Below are 18,567 nucleotides of genomic sequence, written 5' to 3' on the forward strand. Positions count from 1 at the left end.
TTATTTTGCCTAACATATTGCCACTATTTTATACTCAAATATACCATTTTTGGCAATAATTATCATCTATTTCTAGCTAAATTTTATTGTAATAAAATAACAATCAGACAGTTATTTGTTTTTTAAGGGATGACTATTTAGTTCATTTCAAAATAAAGGTATCATCATGCGTTGTAAGCATTTATAGTGTTAATGTGTATTGATAAAATTATTAACTTCTTGTTTGGCTATTGTATTTAAAGCGTTTATAAAAAGAGCATTATGCCCTCCAGCTATTTCAACAAATTGACTGTTTTGGCAGTTACCGCAATTTTGTATTTCCTGTTTGAAAATAGGCCATGAGTACATTTGTATGGGAGAATCGTTCAATCCTTGTACAAATAGTATATCCGACTTGAAGCCATTGGTAAAATTCAATAAGGACCTTTCAAAATAGGCATTAGGATTTTCTGAAGTTAGTCCAAAAACATTTTTCAATTTCGTACAAGTTGAACTAGACACTACTTGCCCATTCTCTTCAAGATCACACCGATAAACAAGATTTAAAGGGCCGGGGGCACTGGCAATAACCCCATTTGTTTGATGCATTGTATTTAGTCGAGTAACCAAATACCCTCCTTGAGAATGTCCCGCTAAAAATATTTTACCCACTGTAATGCCTAGTTCCTCACTGGCGTTGTTTTTTACCCATAACAAGGCCGCTTCAGCTTGTAAAATGTTATCCCCAAACAATATAAATTCTTGGGGATGAGCCACACTTATAATCATCATATCATCTCTTTCCACTACTTTTTTAAACTCATCAAGAGTTTTATTTGCAGCAGTCAATAATTGAGAATCACTTTCAATTGTTCCATGAAATACAAGCAATACATCAGGATTGTTTATGGCAGGTTTGTCAATAACTACAGTGACGTTTACATTATTGTACGTGATTGTCCTAGTCTCTCTAGAAGATGTATTTAAATTCTGCGCCTCATCTTTTTGACAGGATATCAATAAAAAGGACACTACGAGTAATTGTAAAATTCGCATCAAATAAGTCTTTTACACATTATTGGGTTTGACAATAAAAATGAAATATGGTTTAATGTTATTTTAAAATGGAATTATTGCAATTTACTCGATTTTTGCAACTCATGTTCAACAAAGTATCGCGTGAAATAGTTTGCACCAGCATCATTTAAGTGGGCACAATTATTAAACATTTTATCGTTGGAAACTACTGCAGAAAAATCGATTAATTCAGGAATTCGTTGCTTCAACTGTAGCAAATAGGCTTTGTTATTTACGTTCAAACAAAATGGAGCGCAGAAAAATCGAACCCGCATATTATGGGTTTTGATGTAGGTTTTCATGGCTTCAAAAGTGGTATTCTTAGGCGCCAATTTTTTAGGCAAACGGTAGCCGTGCGTGGTGTGCGAACCCTCCAAAGAATTATAACCTTGCGTTGTTGATACAAAGGTTTTTTTACCCACACAGTTCATTAAAAACTCTCGAACGCCTATCTTCAAATCATTTTGGGCATACCTGTAAAATGGCATATAAAACAGCAAGGGATCATCGGCTAGTTGTGTATGGGCATAATGGCGCGTTGCTGCATTTTCGTGGATAAATGGCATGATTTCGTACTTCATCATGTTGGAATACCCTTTGAGATTATAATTGTAATCGATCTGAACATAGAGGGTATCATACGAAATTTTATAGGCATTTATCAATTGTAGCATCGTATACAAATCATTCATCTTTGACGCTTGAAAACCGAGATTGACCGATGACTTCCCTGTCTTTTTTTGAATAACCTCAGGTACTATCCCATTATCGACACGGGAGGAACCGATAAAAATATAATTGATGTGTTTATTTTTAAGCTGTCGTAGAAATTGATATTTGGTTCGTGGAGTAGCTTCTTGCATTACTCCTGTGAATAAGAGATCTAACGCGAATAAAATCAGCACTGTTATCCCTAATCCTTTGAAGCAGAAACGTATAAACTTTTTCATCTTTAAAATTGAAAATAAATGAAACTACTCGGATTTGAATACGTGCCTACTAACAAAACACCAAGTATCAATACACTTGCTTTTAAGGCCGTAAACCGCCCTCGAATCGGATGTTCCCCTTCGCGAGCATACCATTCTAGACCGATAAACACCATCAACAGTGCCACCAATTCAATACTATAGCGATCAATTGACAAATATTGAATTCCACCATTAAAGGAAAAAGCAAACATATTTTTTAAATAGTGAAAAGCTTCGGTAACACTAGCCGCTCTAAAGAACACCCATGCTAATGTAGTCATTCCAAAGGTGAATAGCATTTGGAAAAGTTCTTTAGGTGTTGGAAAAAGTCTTCCTTGAGCCACAATGGTAAGATGCGTTCGATTCTTTTGGCGAATTAATAAGGGTAAAAAATAAAACGCATTCAATGCTCCCCACACGATAAATGTCCAATTGGCTCCATGCCAAAATCCACTTACTAAAAAAATAATAAATGTGTTGCGAATTTTCTTGGTCAATGAGCCTTGATTACCTCCAAGTGGAATATAAAGGTAATCGCGAAACCAAGAGGACAATGAAATATGCCAACGGCGCCAAAATTCTGCGATATCTCTTGAAAAATAGGGAAAATTAAAATTGCGCAACAAATCTATCCCAAACAACTTAGACACCCCCAAAGCGATATCGGAATAGCCCGAAAAGTCTCCATAAATTTGAAATGCAAAATAAATGGCCCCCAATAATAACGTAAGGGAATTGGCAGTTTCATAATTTTCAAAAATAGTATTAACATAGACAGCACAGGTATCGGCAATGACAACTTTTTTGAAAAACCCCCATATGATTTGATAAATACCTTCTTTCGATTTTTCAAAATTAAATACTCTCGGTGCTTTTATTTGGGGAAGTAAGTGAGTAGCACGCTCAATCGGACCCGCGACGAGTAAGGGAAAATAGCTAACAAAGAGGGCGTAATTGACAAAACTGCGTTCGGGCGAAATACGGTCTTTATAGATATCAATAACATAAGACAATCCATGAAACGTATAAAATGAAATACCTACTGGGAGTATAATCTGTAGCAAGACGACATTGACTTTCCAACCTATTTGAGCCAACATTTCGGCAAAAGAAGTGGCAAAAAAATCGTAATACTTAAAAATCCCTAAAAAACCAAGATTAATCCCGATGCTTATCCAAAACCAAAACCGTTTTTGCACCTGTGATTTAGCATCGGCCATAAAAAGACCCGAATAATAATCTAAGCCAGTTGAAAACAACAAAAGAAACAAAAACCGCCAATCCCAAAAGGAATAAAACATATAACTCGCCAAAAGCAACATGATATTTTGCCGTTTTAATTGATTTGGAAAAACAAACCAGTATAGCATATATACCAAAGGCAAAAAAAGTAAAAACGATAGCGAATTAAAAAGCATTGGTAATCGGTTAGCGCACGAAATTAAGGAATACGAATCATCTTTTTAGCATTGATCAATAAATTCCCTTTCTATTTATCAGTAGTGGGTGGTACCGGAACAGTCCCGGGTGAAGTGGAGTTTGGGGTGTGTTCCATTCCCTCTTGATATTCAGTCTCTTCCAAATTTTCAGTTTGTTTCCCCAATCGAACGCGAGGATTCTCTTGGGTACCTGTAATTTTAAGAGGAATCCCAATGATTCCCAAGGGTGGTAATCCCAAGCGCATTTTAAGATTTAATCGCCCGTCAAAACTTGTCGTCCCCTCAATTCTGGGTCGGAAACCCGCTACTTTAAACTTAAAGCGTTCGATAGTAATAATATTGTTGTTTATTTTGGTTTTAATATCAACTTTTGATAAATCTGGGTCTTTTAACTTGTCCTTACCTGTGGAACGACTGACCACATTCATCAGCTTAAACCCTTTCATTTTGACCTTCTTTACCGACAAAACACCTCCCCCCTTCAACGAGGGGAATATGGGCATCATTTGGTCATTTAACTTACCTTGTATTGCATAATCTAAACCGATGATTCCTTGGGCACTTTCGGCAGCCGTTACCATTTCGCGAAATAATTTGACTTCTTTGTAAGCCCGTTGCACATCAAAATCGGTTGCTTTTACCTTTAAATCAAATGCCGCTCGACTAGGCGTTTCATCGGCATAATCGGCTTGCATTTTCACCTGACAACCAATGATTTCTGCTGCAGCGTCGCGTAATTGCAACTGACCGTTTTTGAGTCCCAATTTCCCTTGAAATCCATGCACTTTTAAATCTTGGAATTTAAGTTCCTCCAATTGGGCTCTAAATTGCAAATCCATATTCTTGGGCAATACAATCACCCCTTTTTCGATCACTTGTGGACTTGAAGCTGTACTTGTATCCCCTTGTTTTTCTGACAAAAACTCATCGGCATTCAAAAACCTTGAGGAAAGCACAAAATCTCCTTTTAGCACTCCCGTGGTCGACAACACAAAATCAATGACGTTACGCAACTGACCGTTCATTAAAAAATCCGATTGCCCGTAGGTTGCTTTAAAATCTTGAAACTGCATTTGATCTTGGACAAAGGAAAATTTTCCCTCTTTAATTACAAACGGTTTAGGCAAATAGGTTGACGTCGTGGCGATATCGCGAAGGTAGAGTGTTCCCGAATTTTGCAACTTTGAATAGTTCCCATTTACAGCATCGCTTTGCGTTCCTTTCAATCGAACATTAGCTTTTACATATCCTTTTACCCCTAACCCTTTTTGAGAAAAAACCTTGTAAATACGTCCGATATCGAGAACCCCTTTGGCTTGAATCGCATATTGAAGATTGTCCAAATTTTGAAGTTTTGCCTTTACATAAACAGGGTTTTTTTCAAACACAAAAGAAGCGGGGTGGATTGCTACTTGCAAATCCTTTAACTGTCCCGATGTATCGGTTAGGGTTGTTTCGACGTGAATATTTGTAATAGGATTGGGATAATGACTGGTTTTAAGGTATCCCTTGGTCAATTTTAGTTTGGCCTTGATTGATGGAATTTGGTTTTGATTGGCATCATAAGTGCCTTGAGCCACAATATCGGAGAACAGGGTTCCACGTACTTGAAAAGCAGTAATGCCGAGTGCCCGATTCATCTTGGCTAAATCCATTTTTGAGCGAATAATTGCCTTGATTGTAGGTTGTTTTAATCCTTTTGTTTCGATAATTGCTTTGGCATAATCGCTTCCCACATTTAAAAATAAAGAATCAATATTTACTTCCAACTTTTCAGGATTCAACTCCGGAATTCGCGTTTCAAAATTGAAATAAATATTGGAGGCCGCCACAGGAGCTTTGTTATGATTGATTTCACCTTCACGGATTTTCATCTGGAAACCGATATCGGGATTGGTTTGTGTAGCGGCAATATACTTTCCTTTCAAGGTAAAAACCAAATCGGTGCGCCCGTCTACTTGAGTCTTATCAAGCCACGTCACATAGGCAGGAGGTAAAGCCGTAAAAAAATCGGCGAGTTGACTATCAAGAGATTCGATTTTAAAATCCAAATCATAGCCATTGCTTAAGAAATCTAATTTCCCTACAAAATCAATAGGTAATCGGTTGATTTTTAAATTGTTTTCTTCAAAAATAAACGATAGTGAATTGGTGTTAATCTTGGTGATTAGTTCGGCATTGACTTTTTTATTTTTTAAATAATTTTCACCTTTGAAAGAAAAACTAAAATCTTCTATTTCTGCCTCAGTATCCAAATCAAAAATGGCTTGATCTAAATCGCCTTTTCCCAAATAATTAAATCCTTTGGCCTTGATATGTATCCCTGTGGATTGATCGTTGAATGACAAATGGGTGTTTTCAATGGATATTCGTTCCAATTGTAAGGACGTATCTTTTGACTTTTCTTTTGAATCCTTGGGCGCTTTATCTTCAGAAACATACACATTATAGTTGGCGTTTCCGTTTTTATCCACCTTTACATTTATTAAAGCCTGATCCAAAAAAATTTTATCAATACTGACCGCACCATCAAAGAGTAGTGTTTTCAAATTGATCCCAAAGGCAATTTCATCGGCCGAGACCAAAGTTTCATTGCGATAAGGAGCCGAACCTTTCAAATCAAATTCGGTTAGCGATAGTGTTAAATAGGGAAAATGACTAAAAAAAGAAAGCTGTGCTTCTTTAAAATTGAGCTCCCCTTTCAAGCGACGATTGGCAAAATCTTTGACTTCTTGCTCGATTTTCCCGGGAAAAAGAATGGGAAATAAAAACATGGCCAAGAGTAATACACCTAAGGTTCCAAAAAATATCTTCAGGGACTTGACAATCAATCGTTTCATGGGTCTAAACTAATTTCGCTACAAAGCTAAGGCAACTTGAAAGAATAAAAAAAGGTTCCTGTTAAAACAGAAACCTTTTTCACACTAACTATTGAAATAAATTTATTCTTTAATCAATTTGACGGATTTGGTTTGTCCATTTTCGTCAACTAATCTTACAACATACAAACCACCCTTTAAATCCTCGATGGAGTACTCGCGATCCATAGTTACATTTTCAAAGGTTTTCACTAATTGTCCTGTGATGGAATACACTTCCATAACGGCTAAATTGGTATTCACGATGATTGTTCCTGTTGTTGGATTTGGTGCTACGGTAACGAAATCTAGTTTTGAGAATTGATCATTACTTAAAGAAGGTTGGTTTCCATAAATTCTGAATCCACCGGCTTCAACGGTAATCGTTGCCGAAGTGCTTGTTACGTTTACAGGAGTGTTATCCATTAAATTATACCAAGTTCCGGTGTAAGGGAAATCAGGACGGATTCCTTGTGAAGCTACTGACATATTTGCTAAAATGACCACATTACGCAATTGAGAGGTTGGCAATGAATTGTTAAATACATACACCCGTTGACGTATATTGTTCCCGTCAGGACTGATAGCATAATCTCCGTTAAATACTGGGTTACTTAATTTAAGATCAATCATTTTAGACCAATCGTTGTAAATTTTTGCTCGCTCAGGTACACCTAACCAGTTGTTAACCCATTGTGGTTGTGGTTTGGTATCCAATTTGCAATCGCCTGTTGTGGTGTCGTAATCGGTATTAACCGTTCCATTAGTACACGTAAAGATGGATAAATTCATTCCAAGAGGCGCAAAATGCCAGATCATTTTTGGGCCTGGAATCAACAAACTGATCGCACCGATAGCCGACATTCTGTAAAGTGCATTGTTCAAGTTATTGATAACAGGTGATGTTCCTCCTCCATTACCAAAAGTAAGCGCAGAATACATAATACGATCCTTATCATGACTTTCTGGATATCCCAACAAACGTTTTGCATTAAATCCACGGCTTACGTGCCCCATGCGTGTGATGTCAGCACCTGTTGAGAAACCTTCAATTAATTTCGTATAAGGGGCGGTTAATTCTCCCCACATCATTACCCCTTTGCTTGGGTTTTCGTTGATACGATAATTAGCCCATTGTTGCTCTTCACTATCCATCCCTAAGTGCTCAAAAATAGCCAAGTGGAAAGGATCCAAGGACCAAGTGTAGTCTACATATTCGCGCAAAACGTCTACGCGATCTTGGTGATACCCATTAGTACAAGCTTCGTCATTCCCAGAACAGTTTTGGGTAAATCCTTTGGTTAAATCCCAACGGAATCCATCGATTTTAAACTCCTCAATCCAATGTTTAACTACACGTTTAGTATAATAACGTGTAAGTTGAGAGCTATGATTAAAGTCACTTCCTACATTGTAACTGTGTCTTGAGAACTCATTAAAATAAGGATTATCGGCAGCAGGCTCTCCCCATCCGTCACCATCAGGATCTTTCATCCACATGCGTACCATTGGATTTCTTCCGAAGGCGTGGTTTAAAGCAACATCAAGGATAACGGCAATTCCGTTTTGGTGTAAAAGATCGATAAGCTCTTTAAATTTGTCAGCCGTTCCATAAAACTTGTCCAAAGCCATGTGGAAGGAGGTATTGTACCCCCAACTTTCATTGCCTTCAAATTCCATAACAGGCATGAAGTGAATCGCGTTGATTTTTAAGTTTTTAAAATAATCAATACGGTTGATAATGTCTTGATAGTTACGGTTGGCATCAAAATCACGCACTAATACTTCGTAAACGACTAAATTGTCTTTATTTGGTTTTACGAAATTTAATGTAGCATTACTCCAGTTGTAAGGGGTTTGCCCCGTTCTTAAAACGGTTACTTCACGCTGTTGGCCAGCGGGATAAGCAGGAATATTTGGGTAACTCGAAGCCGGGATGAAAGGATCGTCAAAATTGGACAAAACCAATGTTGAATACGGATCGGCTGTTTTCACCACCGCGGGAGAGTTGGTTGTTGGCGTTTGATCACAAACCCAATATTGATAGTTGTAATTTACTCCGGGTGTTAAGTTGGTTAATTCTAACCAAAACTTATTCGTTGAAGGATCTCTTTTCATCAAAAATGATGAATCCGGTTGATAGTTATTAAAACTACCGGCCACATAAACAAAATCCTTACCTGGGGCTGTAAGTACAAGTGTCGCTTTGGTGTTGTCAGAACTGTTGTAATTAATACCGTCTTCTAACCCAGCGGGCATAGAAGCATTAGATGTTCCTGCATTTACAACAACACTAAAAGTATACGTGAAAGTTACAGCGCCTTGGTTAACCAATAATTGATAGGTTTTGTTTTGTGTTACATTGACATCTGTATAGGAGTAATTTGAACCCGTGAAAGTATTAATGGTTGCCCCATTAGCTTGCAAGGTATAGTTGGCATTACCATTGGTATTGGTTGCCGTCACTGAAAAGTTTTGCCCTGAAGACAATAACGTATTACTGCCATTGACAGGAGCCGTCAGTGAGGATTGGAAAGCACCTACATTTAGAACTAAATCGACGCTCTGTGCATTCCCTTGTGCATTTCGAAATACAATATTCACGTTGGTAATAGCGCCTGTGGTCACATTGTAAAACGATTGCAACGTGGGTGTCAAATCTAATCGATAAATGTTGCCTGAAAGCTGAGTTAAAGCAGGTTGAGTCGTATTGTCTCCCCAGGAACCCTTTACGTTTTGCCAAGGTGTTCCATTGAGCGTAACCCCAGTGTGAGCATAAATTACGCCGGTGTAAGTGGCTAAGGGCGTGGTACTTTTATCAAAAAGAATCACTGCCGCTTGGTTTTGATCGGGGTTGGTCCCTCCTTGCCAACTTATTACTTGTGCTTGCAGCACTGTAGAGAGGGTTAAGCCAATAAATAATAATAATTTTCTCATAGCATTTTGAATTATAAAAAAGCAAGGACTGAGGTTAAGCAGTCCTTGCTTTAGGGTTTATTATTGCGCGGTTAACGTATAGGTATATTTTCTTGGGTTAGATAAATCCAACTCAACTAAATAAGTACCAGCTCCTGGTGAAGCAATATCTGGACCATCGTAATTCATGGAACCGTCGTCATCGCTATCACCACCTAAATTAATTGTCCATGCATTATTTGCTCTAAATTTGAACATTGCAGAAGTCATAACTACCGTTCCTGTCCATTTTTTTGTAGTTGCATTGTACGTTAATGGCGTACTGTTATCCCAACCCCCTGGTGTAGCAGAACCAATGATTCCCCATGTGGTAGGAGTTACTGTATAAGCCAAAGTAGTGGTATTGGCTTGAACTCTGTAGTACCCTGCTGCAGCGGTACAATCAGACTCGCCTGTTTCAACTAAAACACCTGAGAAAGATCCATCATCTCCCCAATCGGTATTCCCCCAGTTGAAGTTACCAGATGCATCTGGAGCCACAAATTTGTATCCTCCATCTAACCAAACATACCCTTCATAATCGGTTTGACCGAAAGCAGAAGCAGCAATTCTTGGTGCTGTAGGTGGATTCCAACCTTGGTGGTTACCTGGAACCGCTAACTTTGGCAAGTCTGTAGAATAAGGAGTTACTAAATACGTAATAACATCCGAATATTTAGCTTCACTACCTGTAGTTCCAATGGTAGATTTGACACGCACTTCAAGCCCCCCTTGTGTAAAAGGTGTTAATCCAGCACCTACTGATGCACCATTCAAAACATCAGAATTGATGGTGGCAAATGTAGTAGTGGTAGAGGTTACATCGATTGGATTATCAAAGTTGTCGCCACTTTTATCCACTTGGATTGTATAATTCACTTGAGTCGCTTGTCCATAATCAGCATCTTCCCAAGTTAAAGCTAAACCTGGGTTAAGCGGTGTTTCAGGAGATAAAACTACCGAGCCACCCGATTGTGGAGAAAGAATTTTAAATTCAGCAGGAGGTGTTGTAAAAATTAAATCCTGCTCATCGGTACACGAAGCTGCACCAAATAAAAGAGCAAAAGCTAGTATGGGTTTAACTATTTTTTTCATTTTCAAAATTGTTTAATTGTGTTGGATTAATAACCTGGATTCTGTGTTAAGTTCGGATTAGCTGCAATAGAATTGGTTGGGATAGGGAATACTTTTAAGTTGTTGGAAATAGCGATACCATTCACTCCATTTCCTTTCCATGCCCAATTGTAGCTTCCTCCTGTAAATTTGTTAAAACGAATTAAGTCTTGACGACGGTGACCTTCCCAGTGGAGCTCACGAGAACGCTCATCTAAGATAAAATCTAATGTCAAATCAGCAGCACTAATATTTGCACTAGAACTACCATTATTCGCTCTTTCGCGTAAGGCATTTACATACGTAACCGCTTGAGACAATGTAGCACCCGAAGCACCGCGAACGGCACACTCAGCATACATTAAATAAGCATCAGCCAAACGGAACAGCGGGAAATCAGTATCTACAAAAGTAGAATTTGGTCCCGCAACTCCTGTAGAGGATACGTTTTTGTATTTCGCTAAGATATATCCTTGATCACGGTTTGCGATATCGGTAATATCTATGTTACGTGAACCGGGTAAAATAGCACTCTTACGCGCATCAGATGCAAAAGCAGTACCATCAAACTTTTGTACAAATTGCTTGCGTAAGCGTAATGCGCCACCCCAACCGCCGGGACCAACACCAAGCGAAACACCGTTGGCTTCCATAGAACCTACTTGACCGTTGATCATTACAGTGGTAGGACCAAAGTTTTGTGTAACAACACCATCCGACTGTAAAGAGAAAATCATTTCAGGAGAAATGTGGTTGTCGGCCGTAAAGTTATTGAAGTAGTTTGAGCTTAACGTGTATCCTCCACCAATAACTTGGTTCAATTGTGCCACACATTCCGTGTACTTTGGTGAACCAATAAACACTTCTGCATTCAAATACATTTTAGCCAAAATCATACGAGCCATCGCTTGATCCAAACGACCGTACACATTGGTACGAGGCGCTTTTAAGTCTGGAATAACCGCGTTCAACTCATTTTCGATATACGTAAACAATTGTTGACGGTTGTACTCAGGACCTCTAAAGTTAACAGGATCATTCTCCGTAACAAAAGGCGCTTTTCCGAACAAGTCCATCATATTGTAGTAGGCTAATGCACGTAAAACACGAACTTCTTGACGGTACGTGGCAATGTTACTTAATTGGGTAGCATCGGTAACACCACGAGAGCTTAACTTAGCAGGCGTTGTCTGACGTAAAAACTCATTCGCCAAAGCAACCTCAGCCATAGTACGGCTGAACATTCCTAAGAAAATAGGGTTGTTTGCTGTCCAAATTGCACGTTGTAATTCACGTGTTCCCGGGTCATTTTCATAACTCCAAATTACCTCGTCGGTGGTTAAGTTTTGTAAATACCACAAACAACGGCCGTACTGACTTGTTCCCGCGTCAATTCCTTGAAGAAATGAAGACCCAGCATCTTGAGTTCCTGTCAAGGATAAATTTCCATACACCCCAGCCAAAGCACGCTCGTAAGCCCCCGGCTGGCTGTAAAAAGCCTCCGCTGTGAAGACATCATCATCTTCAGACAATACATCCAAATCTTTGGTACAGGACGTTAGCGCCAGCGATAAACCTAACAGATAAATCGATTTTTTAAACATATTTTTCATATCACATTTTTTTTAAAACTTCATGTTCACCCCAAACAATAGTGAGCGTTGACGAGGATAGATGGTATTGTCGATACCCCCATTAATTTCAGGGTCGATACCACTGTATTTGGTGATGATAAATGCATTTTGCATCCCTGTAAATACACGCAAACTTGCTTTTCCATCCAACCATTTAGGGAAGGTATATCCCATGGTAATATTATCCATACGTAAGAATGATCCATTTTCTACGTACAAGTCCGATAAAAACACATCGGGTGTATTGGTAAAATCCGTAGACTGTACGTTGTTGGGAAGGTTGGACAACACTCCGTTGTTACGGATTAAATTGTACTGCGCTCGGGTAGCATTCACCGCATTGTACACACGGTTTCCTAAGCTCGCACGCATGTTGAAATTGAAATCAAAGTTTTTGTAGTTAAAGCTCGAAGCCAAACCAAAAGTTACATCGGGATCGCCGTTCATATATACGTAACGGTCAGTTCCATTGATAATACCATCACCATTTAAGTCGGCATAAGCCCCTTCAATAGGACGTCCCGCCCCATCATACAATTGCTTATATACATAGAAAGATCCAGGGGTATAACCCACGCGGTCAATTAAAGCGGTACTACCAGTTCCTGCACCTGCATCGCCACGAAGTATATCATCACCGTTGTATAGCGATTCAATATTTCTCTCAAATGTCGAAACATTAAAAGCTAAATTCCAATTCAAATTATTGCTTTTAATTACATCATAGTTAACGGCTAGTTCAATCCCTTTGGTAGATAAACTACCAACGTTGGCCCATCCTCTGTTAGTGAAATTACTCCCATCGGCAAAAGCCACATTAGAGATCAAATCATCGGTTATCTTATAGAATACGTCAATTGCACCATTCAAACGGTTATTAAAGAAACCGTAATCCAAACCAACGTTATAGGTTGTTGTTTGTTCCCACTTTAGATCGGGGTTGTAAGGACTTGAAATAGCTATTGGGAACGAACTGCCTCCAAAGAAAATTTGATTGGTATTATTTCCTACATTATATTGTTGCAAATAAAAATTTCTTGCGCGTTCGTCTTCAATATTTTGCTGACCAGTTACTCCCCATCCTAATCGCAATTTCAAATCAGAAAGTTTGCTGTACGATTGGAAGAAATCTTCTTTCATTTTCCACGCAAAAGCCAAACCGGGCGTATTTAACCAACGGTTGGACTCAGAAAAGCGAGAAGACCCGTCGCGTCGGAAGTTAGCAGTAAGTAAATATTTGTCCTTATAATTTAAAACTGTACGAGCAAACAATCCAATCAAAACGTTGTCGGTTTCAATATCATTTTCAGGCCCTATGGCATTGTAGTTGGGCTGTAAAATATTACGAGTAAAGAATTGTGAAGCTTCATAAACTTGATAGGAATACCCTGCTTGCGCATCAATATTTAAATCGTTGATTTTTTTATTGTACGATAAGTAAGAATCAAATAGCTTAGTACGTATAGTACGTTCTGAAAATTCATTGACACCATAAAGTTCATTTACATTGATTGGACCAGAAGCCGCAATATCTCTTGGAACCAAACGGGTACGCTCTCCATTAGACTCATCAAAACCAACGTTCACAACCGCTTTCATGCTTGGGAAGAAATGAAACTTATATTCGGTTTCCACATTACCAAAAAGACGGTGGTTGCTACCCGTATCGTAGGTCAACATCAATTGCGCCACTGGGTTGCGTTGCACGTTTGGTGTCAACAAGTTCCCATTGCGGTATTCAAAGAAACCTCCGAAAGGAGAAGCCGCATCATACACGGGTTGCGTTGGGTCAAACGTAATCGCAGAACCTTCTACCCCGTCGGCAAAGCGGTTGTTCTCCATCGTATAGTTGGCATTCACACGAATTTTCAAATGATCGTTGAAGAAGCTTGGCATTAAAGTAGTAGAAATGGTATTACGGTTAAACTTATTCGTTAAACGCAATCCTTCTTGATAGGTATTCCCGATCGACAAACGCGAAGGCACCTTTCCAAATAAATTACCCCGTAAAGATAAGTTGGAGTCAATGAAGTCGGTTCTTCTGTAGATTTCATCTTGCCAATCGGTATTTGCTGTACCCAATTTACCTACTTCTCCTGGAAATTGAGCCGCTACTAAATTACGAAACTCATTGGCATTGAATACGTCCACTTTACGCACTAGCGAACCGGAACCGTATTGTGAATTAAAATCCACGGATAATTTTTTACCTCCTTTTTTTGTAGTAATCAAAATCACCCCGTTGGAAGCCCGTGAACCGTAAATTGCGGTAGCCGAAGCATCTTTCAACACCGAAATACTTTCAATGTCATTGGGGTTAAGAGAAGCTAAAAATGACGTTGACCCCGTATTCGTAGCATTTGAAATCGGAAAGTTGTCCACTACAATCAAAGGATCGTTAGAAGCATTAAGCGACGAACCCCCACGAATACGAATCACAGGATTTGTTCCAGGCGCTCCACCACCCGCATTGATAGTCACCCCAGCCACACGACCTTGAAGAAGGTTGTCGGTAGAAACCATCGCGCCTTTGTTGAAGTCTTTTACTCCTAAAACAGATACCGCTCCCGTGGCATCCTTTTTCTTAACAGAACCGTACCCTACTTGTACCACTACTTCTTGCAAAGTATTGGAATCTTCTTCCAAGGAAACGGCTACATTTTTTTGACCTTTGAATTCGATGGATTGGCTCTTATAACCGACAAACGAGAAGACGAGAACATCTCCATTTTTTAGTTTACCGATTTTAAAATTACCATCAAGGTCTGTGGAAACCCCCGACTGTGTGCCTTGGACAACCACGTTAACTCCCGGAAGGGGTTGGTTGGATTTAGAATCCACAACCTTACCCTCCAATGTCGCTTGAGCCAAAACGGAAAGCGGCAAAAGGAGCAAGAAAAACAACAACTTGTTATAAATTGTTTTCATACATTTTGTTTAGGTTAATAATTTGTTTTTTTGCTTGTACTTGCACTTCGAAGCGTTAAATTTAGGATAATTTTTAGTTTAAAAAAATGAGACCTTAATATACTCCTCTCGAAAACGTTTTCGTGTTGAAAACTTTCAGAATGCACCATAAAATTAAGGATAAAATTGATAGACTAAAAAATTTAAGCTACCTTTATTCGCAATTAAACAGCATACAAAAAATTGACATGAAAAGAAAAGTAACGCTCAAGCAAATTACTAAAGAATTGGATGTGTCTATTTCAACCGTTTCTAAATCGTTACGCGACAGCCCCGAAATCAGCGAAGATACCCGACAGAAAGTGCAAGCTTTTGCCAAATTATACAACTACAAACCCAACAATATCGCACTAAGTCTCAAGAATAAAAAAACAAAAACAATTTGCATCATTATTCCAGAGATTATTCACCACTTTTTTGCTACAGTAATCAGCGGTGTTGAACATGTTGCCAACGAAAATGGGTACAACGTTTTGGTTTGTTTGTCGGACGAATCATTTGACAAAGAGGTCATCAACATGGAAATGTTGGCGGGCGGAAGTATTGATGGTTTTATTATGTCGCTTTCCAAAGAAACGCAGCAAAGAAGGGACTTTCACCACATCACTGAAGTGATCAATCAAGGGATGCCTGTCGTCATGTTTGACCGGGTAACCAACGATATTTTGTGCGATAAAGTTATTATCGATGATAATTTAGCCGCTTACAATGCAACGCGTTTTTTTATCCATAAAGGCTTCAAAAAAATAGCGCTAATTACCACCGTTGATTACGTGAGTGTTGGCAAATTACGCACCGATGGCTACACCAAAGCTATGATGGACCACGATTTGAAAGTTGACCCAAATTTGATTTTAAAAATTGAAGACACCGATAATTTTGATGCACAAATTGAAACTTTACTCCGCGAACAAAAACCTGAAGCTATTTTTGCCGTCAATGAAATTTTTGCAGTAACTGCTATCAAAATAGCAGGAAAATTGGGACTCCATATTCCTAACGACATTTCCATCATTGGATTTACCGATGGCATCATTTCCAAATACTCCACCCCCAGTATTTCTACCGTAAGCCAAAATGGAGTAAAAATGGGCGAAAAAGCAGCCAAAATGCTTATCGAACGACTGGAAAACGAAGAATTGGAAATCGAAGAACAGTACAAAACAGAAGTCATTGAAACGGCTTTGGTAGAACGTGAATCTACCCGCTAATTTTTATTTTTTTCAACAAAAAACGTTTTCGCTACGCTGTTTTCACAAAAAAATGGGGTAAAAAATTACGAGTTTCAAAACTTTATTATCTTTACCACATCAAACGCTTACTTGTACTTCGAAAATTGAGTAAGTTTTGGTAAGCTTTTTATGCTTATCGTTTTAGTAATCAATACGTTACACGATAATGGAAAAGCGTAAGTTAGGTTTCTGGGAAATTTGGAACATGAGTTTTGGTTTCCTAGGGATACAGTTTGGTTTTGCCCTGCAAAATGCAAACACTTCACGAATTTTTGACACGTTAGGTGCCGAAGTAGACAAAATAGGTCTTTATTGGTTGGCTGCACCGCTCACAGGTTTGATTATACAACCTATTGTGGGCTACTTTTCAGACCGAACTTGGACGCGTTTAGGCCGTCGAAGACCTTATTTTCTGGTGGGAGCAATTCTTTCCTCCATCGCTTTACTATTTATGCCCAATTCACCATCGCTTTGGGTCGCGATAGGAACCTTGTGGATTATGGATTCCTCCATTAACATTTCTATGGAACCATTTCGTGCTTTTGTAGGGGATAACTTATCCGAACAACAACGCACTTTGGGCTTCTCTATGCAAAGCTTTTTCATAGGATTGGGCGCCGTAGTAGGTTCGGCACTTCCCTACATTTTTACCAATTGGTTTAATGTAGCCAATACAGCGCCCGAAGGCATCATACCGCCCTCTGTGAAATGGTCATTTTATATTGGCGGCGTTGTCTTTTTACTCGCGGTTCTTTGGACCGTTATTCGCTCTAAAGAATATAGCCCTGAAGAACTCCACGCCTTTGAAAAAGGAAGTGAAAACCATAATGACGCCTCCCATGAAAAAACGTGTAGCGAATCGCGCCAGCTTTCTATTGGATTTGTACTTACGATTATCGGTTCCTTACTCACCTATTTCGTGCATGATTTAAACCAAACAACCAAAGACAGCCACAAAGAGCTCTACATTTTATCGATAGGAATTTTGACCGCAGGGGTGCTTTTTATGTTGGTTTCCCTATTGCGTAAAAAACAAATCAACAACGGATTTACCACCATTATTACCGATTTACTCAACATGCCCAAAACGATGAAACAATTGGCTTGGGTACAATTTTTCTCTTGGTTTGCATTGTTCTCTATGTGGATTTATACCACCAACGCTGTTACGGGTCATGTTTTTGGAACTACAGACGCGAAATCAAAAATTTACAATGATGCAGCCGACTGGGTTTCAGTAATGTTTACCGTGTACAATGGGGTTGCGGCAGCGGTTGCCTTTTTACTTCCTGTATTGGCAAAAAGAACGAGCAACAAATTTACCCACATGTTGGCCCTTGTTTTCGGTGGATTCGGACTCATCTCCATTTACTTTCTCTCCGACAAGGTTGGATTACTTCTTGCCATGATTGGAGTTGGAATTGCATGGGCTAGTATTCTTTCCATCCCTTATGCAATGCTTTCAGGTGCATTACCCGCGCAAAAGATGGGATACTACATGGGAGTATTCAACTTTTTTGTGGTAATTCCTCAAATTGTAGCCGGAACAATTTTAGGGTTTTTGGTAAAAACGTTTTTTAACAACGAACCTATTTACGCTTTAATCATTGGAGGAATTTCCATGATTTTAGCTGGATTTTTAACACTAACCGTAACGACAAGCAGTAAAATAAACATCAATGAGTAAGAAAGCCTTCATTTTCGACCTTGACGGGGTTATTGTCGATACGGCAAAATACCATTTTCTCGCTTGGCAAAAACTGGCCCAGGAACTCGGCATCGAATTTACGCCCGAACACAACGAAGAGCTCAAAGGCGTGAGTCGAGTACGTTCCCTAGAGATTATTTTGGGACTCGGAAACCTGTCCGCCACCGACGAAGAAAAAGAGCGTTGGCTCATCAAAAAAAATCAAGATTATTTGTCCTATATCGAAAATATGGATGAAGATGAAATCTTACCCGGAGTGCTCCCTGTTTTGGAATACATTCGAAGCCAAGGACACTTTATTGCCTTAGGATCAGCCAGTAAAAATGCACGACCTATTCTCGAAAAAGTCAATATCATGGCTTTTTTCGATGCGATTGTAGACGGGAATGACGTAACCAACGCCAAACCCGATCCCGAAGTTTTCGTTCGAGCCGCTCGTTTACTTGGCGTAACCAATGAAAATGCAATTGTTTTTGAAGACAGTGTCGCGGGTATTCAAGCCGCCAACATCGCCCATATGACCAGCATTGGCATTGGGGATCCCGCTATTTTAAAAGAAGCCCACTACCATTTCAAAGACTTTACCTTTATTGAGCCTTCTTTTATTGAATCGCTCGTATCATAGAAAATAGAA

General features: G+C 39.1%; 11 protein-coding genes. 3 read left to right on the top strand and 8 right to left on the bottom strand.

What is annotated here, in order from left to right:
- Positions 1-189 precede the first annotated feature (189 nt).
- From O9316_RS03795 to O9316_RS03830, 8 genes are all read right to left on the bottom strand, one after another.
- A complete protein-coding gene (locus O9316_RS03795) occupies positions 190-1,035 on the bottom strand; it encodes a S9 family peptidase (RefSeq protein ID WP_298346989.1) in 846 nt (281 codons plus the stop codon).
- 74 nt (positions 1,036-1,109) lie between these two features.
- Complete coding sequence (locus O9316_RS03800) at positions 1,110-2,006, bottom strand: hypothetical protein (protein ID WP_298346992.1); 897 nt, start codon at positions 2,004-2,006, stop codon at positions 1,110-1,112.
- A gap of 2 nt (positions 2,007-2,008) precedes the next feature.
- Positions 2,009-3,445, bottom strand: coding sequence for an MBOAT family O-acyltransferase (locus tag O9316_RS03805; RefSeq protein WP_298346994.1), 1,437 nt, complete (start codon positions 3,443-3,445; stop codon positions 2,009-2,011).
- 71 nt (positions 3,446-3,516) lie between these two features.
- Positions 3,517-6,306 carry an AsmA family protein gene (locus O9316_RS03810; protein WP_298346997.1) on the bottom strand — a complete coding sequence of 930 codons (2,790 nt, stop codon included), beginning with the start codon at positions 6,304-6,306 and terminating at the stop codon, positions 3,517-3,519.
- A 102-nt stretch (positions 6,307-6,408) separates the two neighbouring features.
- A complete protein-coding gene (locus O9316_RS03815; RefSeq protein WP_298205024.1) occupies positions 6,409-9,261 on the bottom strand; it encodes an alpha-amylase family glycosyl hydrolase in 2,853 nt (950 codons plus the stop codon).
- A 60-nt stretch (positions 9,262-9,321) separates the two neighbouring features.
- Positions 9,322-10,374: a SusE domain-containing protein gene (locus tag O9316_RS03820; protein ID WP_298205025.1), complete on the bottom strand. Its 1,053-nt coding sequence runs from the start codon at positions 10,372-10,374 to the stop codon at positions 9,322-9,324.
- Between the two features lie 26 nt (positions 10,375-10,400).
- Positions 10,401-12,005, bottom strand: coding sequence for a RagB/SusD family nutrient uptake outer membrane protein (locus tag O9316_RS03825; protein WP_298205026.1), 1,605 nt, complete (start codon positions 12,003-12,005; stop codon positions 10,401-10,403).
- A 12-nt stretch (positions 12,006-12,017) separates the two neighbouring features.
- Positions 12,018-14,954 carry a SusC/RagA family TonB-linked outer membrane protein gene (locus O9316_RS03830; protein WP_298205027.1) on the bottom strand — a complete coding sequence of 979 codons (2,937 nt, stop codon included), beginning with the start codon at positions 14,952-14,954 and terminating at the stop codon, positions 12,018-12,020.
- A gap of 227 nt (positions 14,955-15,181) precedes the next feature.
- Between O9316_RS03830 and O9316_RS03835 the strand changes: the two genes are divergently transcribed.
- From O9316_RS03835 to pgmB, 3 genes are all read left to right on the top strand, one after another.
- Positions 15,182-16,204 (top strand): LacI family DNA-binding transcriptional regulator, encoded by a 1,023-nt coding sequence (locus O9316_RS03835; protein ID WP_298347001.1) that lies wholly within the window; start codon positions 15,182-15,184, stop codon positions 16,202-16,204.
- 187 nt (positions 16,205-16,391) lie between these two features.
- Positions 16,392-17,912, top strand: coding sequence for an MFS transporter (locus O9316_RS03840; protein WP_298205029.1), 1,521 nt, complete (start codon positions 16,392-16,394; stop codon positions 17,910-17,912).
- Complete coding sequence (gene pgmB / locus O9316_RS03845; protein ID WP_298205030.1) at positions 17,905-18,558, top strand: beta-phosphoglucomutase; 654 nt, start codon at positions 17,905-17,907, stop codon at positions 18,556-18,558. The genes O9316_RS03840 and pgmB overlap by 8 nt, the downstream gene beginning before the upstream one ends.
- Positions 18,559-18,567 lie beyond the last annotated feature (9 nt).

The organism is Flavobacterium sp. (assembly GCF_027533505.1).
Taxonomy (GTDB): domain Bacteria; phylum Bacteroidota; class Bacteroidia; order Flavobacteriales; family Flavobacteriaceae; genus Flavobacterium.

Bases quoted from the DNA above. Each gene is read 5' to 3' on its own strand.
- O9316_RS03840 (WP_298205029.1), top strand. From the start codon at position 16,392: ATGGAAAAGCGTAAGTTAGGTTTCTGGGAAATTTGGAACATGAGTTTT.
- O9316_RS03795 (WP_298346989.1), bottom strand. From the start codon at position 1,035: ATGCGAATTTTACAATTACTCGTAGTGTCCTTTTTATTGATATCCTGT.
- O9316_RS03815 (WP_298205024.1), bottom strand. From the start codon at position 9,261: ATGAGAAAATTATTATTATTTATTGGCTTAACCCTCTCTACAGTGCTG.
- O9316_RS03800 (WP_298346992.1), bottom strand. From the start codon at position 2,006: ATGAAAAAGTTTATACGTTTCTGCTTCAAAGGATTAGGGATAACAGTG.
- O9316_RS03820 (WP_298205025.1), bottom strand. From the start codon at position 10,374: ATGAAAAAAATAGTTAAACCCATACTAGCTTTTGCTCTTTTATTTGGT.
- O9316_RS03810 (WP_298346997.1), bottom strand. From the start codon at position 6,306: ATGAAACGATTGATTGTCAAGTCCCTGAAGATATTTTTTGGAACCTTA.
- O9316_RS03835 (WP_298347001.1), top strand. From the start codon at position 15,182: ATGAAAAGAAAAGTAACGCTCAAGCAAATTACTAAAGAATTGGATGTG.
- pgmB (WP_298205030.1), top strand. From the start codon at position 17,905: ATGAGTAAGAAAGCCTTCATTTTCGACCTTGACGGGGTTATTGTCGAT.
- O9316_RS03830 (WP_298205027.1), bottom strand. From the start codon at position 14,954: ATGAAAACAATTTATAACAAGTTGTTGTTTTTCTTGCTCCTTTTGCCG.
- O9316_RS03825 (WP_298205026.1), bottom strand. From the start codon at position 12,005: ATGAAAAATATGTTTAAAAAATCGATTTATCTGTTAGGTTTATCGCTG.
- O9316_RS03805 (WP_298346994.1), bottom strand. From the start codon at position 3,445: ATGCTTTTTAATTCGCTATCGTTTTTACTTTTTTTGCCTTTGGTATAT.